Genomic DNA, 9,316 nt, shown 5'->3' with positions numbered 1-9,316 from the left:
GATGAAGAGTTGAAGAAACTAATCGCTATTTTTACGGAAAAACCTAAAGGACTGATTGCAGAAAATAAAATATATAAATTTGGCTTTCTCACTATTCTATTGTCATTCCTTTTTTGGACGTTAAGTATAAGTCTTGATTCTTCGAATCCGTACAGGTATGGCAATTATGATATTCTAATAGTACCAATAATGTTGTTATTGAATCATATATCATTCAGTTTTAAATTTAGCACCACTCACACAGTGATATTACGAATGCTGGCTATTAGTTGGTTGGTATTTGGGGCTATTTGGTTCTTCATTACTTAATATATCTGAAATAGTCAGAGATGGCTAACAAGCTTATAAATCAAGACTCACTCAAGGCTGTCATGCCATTTGCTGTGCTAATCGCCCGCCAGCGCTAGGTTCACTTATTATAAGGGCGTTACCGCATATCCGTTTGCCATATTTTCCCTAATGAAATTCATCACTCAAGAGTTTTAACTCTGACAAGCTTTTGTCCAATAGCTAGCTCGGCCTTTAGTCATATATCTATTTGTTAGCAGACCAAAATGGAGCCACAGAATACACCCATTCCCCATCGAAGTTGCCGAAATACGTTGGAAACTCTTTGTTGACCAGCAAAAAGACAGGAGAGCCATATCTTTTATAGACTTTCTATTTCAAACTCAAATGCCGAGTGATTGTGTTTTCTAACCCTGTGTAGATGTGGCTGAGGCCTTCGGTTTCAGGGATGAAACCGTAGAGCGGCCATGAATGGCGAAAAGCGTGCCTCAGTTGCGTCTGCACATACGTTAATTCATTCACATCAGATGCCCCATCGGAAGTGTTAGCTATTTATCCATAAGCACGAGGCCAAAATTAGTTGACCACTTCAGTACTTAATGCATGTAACTTCGTCGGGGCGTCATGGTGGATGCATGGAGGATAAGGCCACTCTTCGGCATCCATGCCGCCGCGGCATTCGTGAATCCATTCACATCAGACGAGCAGTCCTCCTTGCCCGGCTGTGGGATGGAATCCCACGACGTTGGTCAGGCGCAGCCTGATGCTTTAAAGCTCCAATATAGCCCTATGGCACAGACCACCAAACCCCAAGCAACAAAAAAGGAACCCTAGGGTTCCTTTTAGTATCAACTTGCTATCAAGCAAAGAGCAAAGAATTAATCTTCTTTCTTCTTGTCACGGATATGAGACGTCATACGTTTACGACGACGTTCTTGACCCACTGTCAGCTTCTTAGTGTGCATGCCCTCAAACGGGTTTTCACCATCTTGGAAACGGATCTGGATCGGTGTACCCATCACTTTAAGTGAACGACGGTAGTAGTTCATCATATAGCGCTTGTATGAATCAGGTAGCTTCTTAACCTGGTTACCGTGAACAACTACAATAGGAGGGTTGTAACCACCAGCGTGAGCGTATTTAAGCTTCACACGGCGACCTCTAACCAATGGAGGCTGGTGATCGTCTTGCGCCATTTGCATAATACGCGTCAACATTGCCGTACTTACGCGGTTAGTTGCACTGTCGTATGCTTCTTCAACTGACTCATATAAATGGCCAACACCTGTACCGTGCAATGCAGAGATAAAGTGAATACGGGCAAAGTCGATGAAGCCTAAACGGCGGTCGAGTTCGCTCTTAACACGTTCTTTTATCTCTTGATCGACTCCGTCCCACTTGTTGACGGCAATAACGAGTGCTCGACCAGCGTTAAGTGTAAAACCAAGTAGACCTAAGTCTTGCTCAGCAATACCTTCGCGGGCATCAATAATAAGCAGTACCACGTTACAGTCTTCAATGGCTTTCAAGGTTTTAATAACCGAGAACTTCTCAACCGTTTCATGTACTTTACTGCGGCGGCGAACACCTGCAGTATCAATTAACACATACTCACGACCTTCACGTTCCATTGGAATGTAAATACTGTCGCGGGTGGTGCCTGGCTCGTCATACACAACAACGCGTTCTTCACCTAAAATACGGTTGATTAGCGTTGATTTACCTACGTTAGGCTTACCAATAATAGCAAGTTTGATCGGTAAGTCTTGTAGACGTTTCTGCTCAACTTCGGCTTCTTCTTCCGTGTATTCACGCTCTTCTTCGTCCTCTTCGCCTTCACCCTGCTTGGTGATCCCCATCGCTTCCGCGTAAGGTGCTAAAGAGTACTCAATCATGTTCGTTACACCACGACCTTGCGCCGCGGCCATTTGGTAAACTTCACCAAGACCCAACGACCAAAATTCAGCACACGCTGAATCGGCATCGACGCCGTCAACTTTGTTGGCGACTACGAATGTGGTTTTTTCACGGCTACGTAGGTGCTGCGCGATCGCTAAATCGGCTGCGGTTAAACCTGCGCGAGCATCAGTCATAAACAGGACTACGTCAGCTTCTTCAATAGCCGCTAACGACTGTTCAGCCATACGGGTTTCAATCCCCTCTTCAGTGCCATCGATACCACCAGTATCAACCACAATGAACTCATAGCCAGACAAGTGCGCTCGGCCGTACTTACGATCCCGAGTTAGCCCAGGAAAATCTGCCACTAAGGCATCTCTGGTACGGGTAAGTCTGTTAAAAAGGGTCGACTTACCAACATTCGGTCGCCCAACAAGGGCCACAACAGGAATCATTTAATTGCCTCTATTACTCATTTCTATTAACTAAAAAGCCCCCGGAATACACATCCAGGGGCCTTATCATGTCTAACAATTCGGCTTACGGAAGTGTAACTCGAACTATTTGTCCGTCACGAGTCTGCACATACAAGTTGTCTTTAACAACAAGTGGCTGACTGTATAAACCGGAACTATCTACTTGAACACGCCCGACTATTTTACCATCAGACTTGTTTAAAAAATGTAGGTAACCTTCAAAATCACCCACAACGACGTAGTCTTTAAACGACACTGCCGCGGTTAAATTACGGTTTGCTAGCTCAACATTATTCCATAACTCTAGACCATTTCGTCTATCAACAGAGTAAATACGGCTATGGTCATCAACAACAAACAAGCTTGCACCTGAATAAGCTAACTCATGAAAGCTTGAATACTTACGCGTCCAAACAACACGACCCGTGCGCATCTCCATTGAGACAAGGTTACCGTTGTAACTCACTGCGTAGAGGTTTTCACCCACTAGCAAGGGTTTCATATCAACGTCAGCCATACGAGAAAACTCATTACCGCCAGCTGGCGTATAAATCGCTTGTGCCCATGCAGCCTGACCGTTGGTTTTAATCACTACTGCGATTTTACCATCAGCAGTACCTACAAAGAAACCACCCGCATCATAAGCTGCTGAGCCTGTGCCGCGTAAAGTTAATGTTGGCAGTTGGTTTTCATAAACCCAACGTTTTTCGCCATCATCAACATTGAAAGCTTCTAACGTACCTGAACCGGTATTAACCACAACTAAGTCGTCGCCAACCGTTGGGGCTGATAACACTTCACCGCCTGCGATAACGTGCCATACAGGTTCACCTGTTTCAGCATCAAATGCCGCAACAAGGCCACTTTCGCCACCGACAAAGACTTTGTTTCGTGCCGCGGTAACACCACCGGCTAAACGTGCGCCTTTGTTTTTAGCGAGAATGTTATCTCTAAAGATTGAGCTAAAATCGTTATCCCACACTTTTTTGCCTGTGGCTTCATCAAAAGCAACGACTTTACCGTAGCGGTCAGCAACAAAAATTTTATCATAACGCGCCGCTGGACGTAGGCGTGAATAATAATCACCCACACCGGCACCGACATTAGCGCTCCAGGTTACTTCTGGAAAAACGCTTGCTTCAATTTCTGTAAGCGGAGAAACGGGCTCTTCCTCAACATCGTTCGATGCACACGCAGACAGCATTCCTATGCTCAATCCACATGCGAATAGTGTTTTGCACCAAGACTTCATGGGCAGATTCCTTATGCCTTGTTCAAATTATCAAGCTTCATTTGCAATGTTGGACTACTCATAGTGCCACCATTTTCTACTGCAGCTTGATAGGCAAGCTTAGCCTTGTCGGTTTCACCTTGGCGAACCAAGAAATCACCTTTTAATTCATCTCTTTGTGCTGCTGAAGCAACATCTTTGATCTGCTCAAGCGTAGTAATCGCTGTCGCATATTGACCTTGCTCTGCTTGCACGCGTGCAAGACGCATGGTTGCTACAAGCACGATGCTACTATCGGCATTAACCGCAATCACATTTTTAAGTGTGGCTTCGGCTTTTTCCAAATCACCCGTTTCAACGGCTGACTTAGCGACCATAAGCTCTAATAAAGACTGATAGCCTTTTTGACCATGTTCTTTAGCAAACGTATCTGCAGCGCTTAGCATTGCTGCATCAGCTGTATTTTGACTGCTTAGTGCCTGAAAAGACTCTGAAGCGGCTTCAGCTTGAGCTAACTGATAGTCGGAGTAATAGTTCCAACCAAATAATCCACCTAAACCGACAACAGCACCTACGACAATTGAACTACCGTAATCTTTCCAAAACTGTTTGATAGCATCTACTTGTTGTTCTTCTGTGCTATAGACTTCCACGTGTACTTCCCCTTTTAAATCAGTTCTGCAATATAAGTCGCCAACGCTTCTCGGGCAACTAATTCTTGTGCTTTATCTTCACGAAGGTACTTTACTGCCACTTGATTATTGGCAAGTTCATCTTCGCCAATCACAAGTGCCACAGCAGCACCGCTTTTATCTGCTCGCTTCATCTGTTTTTTAAAGTTGCCACCACCACAATGGCTCATCACTTTCAAACTCGGCAAACTTGCTCTTAACTCTTGCGCAACCTTTATCGCTTCAACTCGGCAGTTATCACCCATCGCGGTGACATAGACATCAACGGCTGGTTTAACATCTTTATCTAGCTCGAGAGTTTCTAGCAATAACACAATACGCTCTAGACCCATAGCGAAGCCGACTGCTGGTGTTGACTTACCACCGAGTTGACCCACTAAACCATCGTAACGGCCGCCAGCTAAAACTGTGCCTTGTGAGCCTAGACTTGATGTCACCCACTCAAACACGGTGCGGTTATAGTAATCTAAGCCGCGCACTAGACGAGGATTGATTGTGTATTGGATGCCAACAGCCTCTAAGAGTTCACATAAATGTGAAAAATGTGAACGAGTCTCTTCGCCTAAGTAATCCATCAACGCTGGTGCATCGCCTAACAAAGCTTGAACAGCAGCATTTTTAGAGTCTAAAACTCTAAGCGGGTTACTGTACATACGGCGTTGGCTATCTTCATCTAGCACATCTTTATGTTGCTCTAAAAAGGCAATCAAAGCATCTCGATATGCTGCACGCTCTTCGCTATCACCTAAGGTGTTTAGCTCAAGTGTGACATGCTCGGAAATCCCCAGCTTTTCCCAAAGCATGGCAGATAGCATTAATACTTCAGCATCGATGTCAGCACTGGCGATGCCATAGACTTCAACACCAAATTGATTGAATTGACGGTAACGTCCCTTTTGTGGGCGCTCATGACGGAACATAGGACCCATATACCAAAGACGTTGCTCTTGGTTATACAGTAAACCGTGTTCATTACCGGCGCGTACCGTTGATGCGGTACCTTCTGGACGTAACGATAAGCTGTCGCCGTTACGGTCTTCAAAGGTATACATTTCTTTTTCAACAATATCAGTAACTTCACCGATTGAACGTTTGAAAAGGTCGGTACTTTCAACGATAGGTGTACGGATTTCGCTGTAACCGTATGCACTGACAGTCTCTCTAAGAACGGTTTCAAGTTTTTGCCATATAGGACTTTGGGTCGGCAGAATGTCGTTCATTCCGCGGATCGCTTGGATCTGTTTTGCCACTGTTCGATTCGCCAAATTTGCTGTTTGAAAATAAAAAACGCCCTGCATTATAGGCGTTTCGATACTAAACGTAAAATGGGTGTTTTTACCCATAAAAAATCACAAGCAAGCCAAGCTCACTTGTGACTATCAAGCTGTTTACTTAGTTACATCTTGCGCTGGAATTCTTGCTTCACTCAAGGCGACTCTTGCCCGAATTTTAGCTTCTAGCGAATCAACAATATTGTTATTGTCAAAACGCTCTTTTTGACGCACACCGTCTTTGTAGTAGCCGCTCATGCGGTTACCGCCAGTCAGGCCAATATCGGAGATAAGCGCTTCACCTGGACCATTGACCACACAACCGATGATAGAAACATCCAATGGGGTAACGATATCTTCAAGACGTTGCTCTAACTCGTTAACCGTAGAGATAACATCGAACTCTTGGCGAGAACATGACGGACAAGCAATAAAGTTAATTCCGCGTGAACGTATGCGCAATGACTTAAGAATATCAAAGCCCACTTTAATCTCTTCAATAGGATCAGCCGCTAACGATATTCTTAATGTGTCGCCAATACCATCAGCCAGTAACATACCTAAGCCAACAGCCGATTTAACCGATCCTGCACGCGCACCGCCCGCTTCAGTGATGCCTAAATGAAGTGGCTGTATTATTTGCTTAGCCAACAAACGATATGACTCAACCGCTAAGAATACATCTGATGCTTTAACGCTGACTTTAAATTGATCGAAGTTAAGACGGTCGAGAATATCAACATGACGCATCGCAGATTCAAATAGCGCTTGAGGTGTAGGCTCTTTGTATTTGTCCATTAGTTCTTTCTCTAATGAACCACCGTTCACCCCTATTCTAATGGGGATATTTTTGTCACGCGCGCATTCAACCACACTGCGAATACGCTCTTCGTTGCCAATATTACCTGGATTGATACGCAGACAATCGACACCATATTCAGCCACTTTAAGGGCAATACGGTAATCAAAATGAATATCTGCAATTAACGGTATGTTGGTTTGTTGCTTGATAAGCTTAAACGCTTCTGCAGCATCCATAGTGGGTACGGATACGCGAACAATATCGGCGCCGACTTTTTCTAATGCGTTAATTTGTGCCACTGTGGCAGCCACATCGTTGGTGTTAGTATTTGTCATCGACTGCACGGCAATAGGTGCGCCGTCACCAATCGGTACATCGCCGACATAAATGCGGCTAGATTTGCGTCTGATAATTGGAGATTCGTTATACATCGTCTTTGTGCTCAGTCATCTGTTATTGTCCAGCCAGAGGCAGGCTTAAGTGCGCCACTTCACCGCTAGGATATTGTTGCAAACTAACTTGAGTTCCATTGAGCTCAATACTCACAACTTGTGGAGCGCCCAATATCACTGCGAAAGGCTCTGCGCCTGTAACATTGATGTTATTTCCTGGCTTTTTTAAACCATTGATCAGTGTCTTACCGTTCGCATCTGTCACTTTTATCCAGCAATCGCCCGTGAGGCTTAAGACCAAATCTGACAGCGTAGCATCGCTATTGAGATTAACTTGCCCAGCGGCGCTATTAGCGTCATTCGAGGCATTATCGCCTAGTCGGCTCTCAACCATTGAAACCAGCATCTGTCCTGCTGACTGCGGCGCACTGGCGAGGCTATTCTGGGGTTGAGTGCTCAAAGTTTCAGTCGCACCCTCTTGGTTTGATGCCGTATTAACGGGCTCATCATTATCGATACTTTGCGAGTTTGTTGTTTGTCCATTGCCAGATATTTCATTAAAGAAAGCCTCCTCCGCAGATGCGGCAACTTCCTCAACCGTTGGTTGTGAGTAATCGACGTTGGTTTCTATGGATGATTTTTGAAACCACCACAACACCATTAAGGCCAACAATACAAACACAATGACGTAGGTGACAAACATCAACCGACCGTCACGAGCTTGGTGTGTTCTCTTGCGTGAAAAGCTTTGCATTGACGGTTCAGCATCATTTAACAGCTGTTTATCTAAGCAAACTTGCACTTCAAAAGGGTCTGCTTGCACCGCGCGAGCATAATTTTTTACGTAGCCGCGTACATAGGTCGCCGCGCCGACTGCTAATAAATTGTCTGCTTCAATATCAAGTATGATACTCGGGCGCAAATGCAATTGCGTCGCAATATCCTCTACTGAAACGCCTTTATTTTCGCGGGCTTTTTTTAGCAAAACGCCCAGTGTGAGTGTTGACTCTTCCACTAGGCTTTCAGTGTCGTTGTTATCTATGTTGGGCAGATCATTCTGTTCATTTTTCATCAATGCGTATTAGCCCGATATTGCTTGGCCTGAGGCGAAGAAGGAAACTTTGCTAAGAGTAAAACACCAAATTCCCTAACTGCTTCATCGTCATTCAGACCTTGTTCAATTTCAATTCCCAGCGCTAAACTGATTGGAGATTCGACCGCTACTTTATGGTAGCGTGACAGCCGAACTCTCGCCTCTGTATACCGTTTTGCTTCAAGTTCAATTTCAGTTAACTCGATAAGCGAGGTGCGTCTTCTAGGATCATACTTAAGCGCCATAGCAAAATACTGTTGCGCTTTCTCTGTTAGACCTGCTTTTCGGCTACAAATTCCCAAGTTCTCATAAGTCGATGCTGACTGAGTATACAAAGGACGTTCAACGGCTTTAAGGAACATCTTTTCAGACTCAGCATATTGACCTTGTTGACACAGGAATGTACCGAAATTATTAAATGAATCTCCGCTGGCATCCCGAAGGTTTGTTGCTTGTCGGTATGCCTGTTCGGTCTTTTCTAATTCACCTACTGAACTGTAATAATATGCAAATGCGATATGCACATCTTCAAGCTCAGGAGCAAAAGCTAAAGCGCGGTCTAAATTCGCTTTGGCTTGCTCGCTATTACCTTTTTGTAGATAGGTTAAGCCTAACTGTACCCGTTGACGTGCCGCGGCCACTTTATTGACTTTTCGTTCAGAGACAGGTGTATCAGTGCCAGTATAGGTATTTTGTGTCACGCAGCCCGAAAGCACTGTTGCAGACAACAAAATAACCAACGGCACGCTCACCTTGCTATGATTCATCGTTTAGCCTATCTACCAATAGATACAAAGAGTTAATCCATTGTGACCGAAATTTGATTCTCTTGCATGCGTTTTTTCGCTAAACGCTTGGTTCTGTCTCTAATATCACCTGCAAGTTGACCACAAGCGGCATCGATATCGTCACCACGAGTTTTACGCACAATAACCGTTAAGCCATATTCCATCAGTACTTTAGAAAAACGATCTATTCGTGAATTAGACGAACGGCCGTAAGGAGAACCTGGATATGGGTTAAAGGGAATTAAATTTACTTTACATGGCGTATCTTTCATCAGTTTGGCCAATTCATGCGCTTGGTCAGTACTGTCATTAATGTGATCAAGCATTACATACTCAACAGTCACACGACCACGGTTAGCATTAGACTTGGCGATATAGCGACGG

8 protein-coding genes and 1 pseudogene are annotated in these 9,316 nt (G+C 44.6%); 1 reads left to right on the top strand and 8 read right to left on the bottom strand.

Features of this window, described 5'->3' with window-relative positions:
- On the top strand, positions 1–309 hold a 309-nt coding region (locus CXF82_RS22470), incomplete at its 5' end, for a hypothetical protein (protein ID WP_219621781.1).
- Positions 310–1,166: 857 nt separating this feature from the next.
- On the opposite strand, the gene der is transcribed toward CXF82_RS22470, so the two are convergent.
- From der to CXF82_RS09800, 8 genes and pseudogenes are all read right to left on the bottom strand, one after another.
- Positions 1,167–2,642 carry a ribosome biogenesis GTPase Der gene (gene der, locus CXF82_RS09835; protein WP_101093351.1) on the bottom strand — a complete coding sequence of 492 codons (1,476 nt, stop codon included), beginning with the start codon at positions 2,640–2,642 and terminating at the stop codon, positions 1,167–1,169.
- 85 nt (positions 2,643–2,727) lie between these two features.
- Positions 2,728–3,915, bottom strand: coding sequence for an outer membrane protein assembly factor BamB (gene bamB, locus CXF82_RS09830; protein WP_101093353.1), 1,188 nt, complete (start codon positions 3,913–3,915; stop codon positions 2,728–2,730).
- 11 nt (positions 3,916–3,926) lie between these two features.
- Positions 3,927–4,547: a YfgM family protein gene (locus CXF82_RS09825; RefSeq protein WP_101093355.1), complete on the bottom strand. Its 621-nt coding sequence runs from the start codon at positions 4,545–4,547 to the stop codon at positions 3,927–3,929.
- 14 nt (positions 4,548–4,561) lie between these two features.
- A complete protein-coding gene (hisS, locus tag CXF82_RS09820; RefSeq protein WP_101093383.1) occupies positions 4,562–5,836 on the bottom strand; it encodes a histidine--tRNA ligase in 1,275 nt (424 codons plus the stop codon).
- 138 nt (positions 5,837–5,974) lie between these two features.
- Entirely contained in the window at positions 5,975–7,090 is a 1,116-nt protein-coding gene (gene ispG / locus CXF82_RS09815) for a flavodoxin-dependent (E)-4-hydroxy-3-methylbut-2-enyl-diphosphate synthase (RefSeq protein WP_101093357.1), read from the bottom strand.
- 22 nt (positions 7,091–7,112) lie between these two features.
- On the bottom strand, positions 7,113–8,123 hold the full coding sequence (locus tag CXF82_RS09810) for a RodZ domain-containing protein (protein WP_102044108.1): 1,011 nt from the start codon (positions 8,121–8,123) through the stop codon (positions 7,113–7,115).
- Positions 8,123–8,911: a type IV pilus biogenesis/stability protein PilW gene (gene pilW, locus CXF82_RS09805; protein ID WP_102044107.1), complete on the bottom strand. Its 789-nt coding sequence runs from the start codon at positions 8,909–8,911 to the stop codon at positions 8,123–8,125. The genes CXF82_RS09810 and pilW overlap by 1 nt, the downstream gene beginning before the upstream one ends.
- 32 nt (positions 8,912–8,943) lie before the next feature.
- A pseudogene (locus CXF82_RS09800) lies at positions 8,944–9,316 on the bottom strand (bifunctional tRNA (adenosine(37)-C2)-methyltransferase TrmG/ribosomal RNA large subunit methyltransferase RlmN); the annotation flags it as partial.

It is taken from the genome of Shewanella sp. GutDb-MelDb, assembly GCF_002836075.1.
Classification (GTDB): Bacteria; Pseudomonadota; Gammaproteobacteria; order Enterobacterales; family Shewanellaceae; genus Shewanella.
This window is presented reverse-complemented; position numbering and strand designations above follow the sequence as displayed.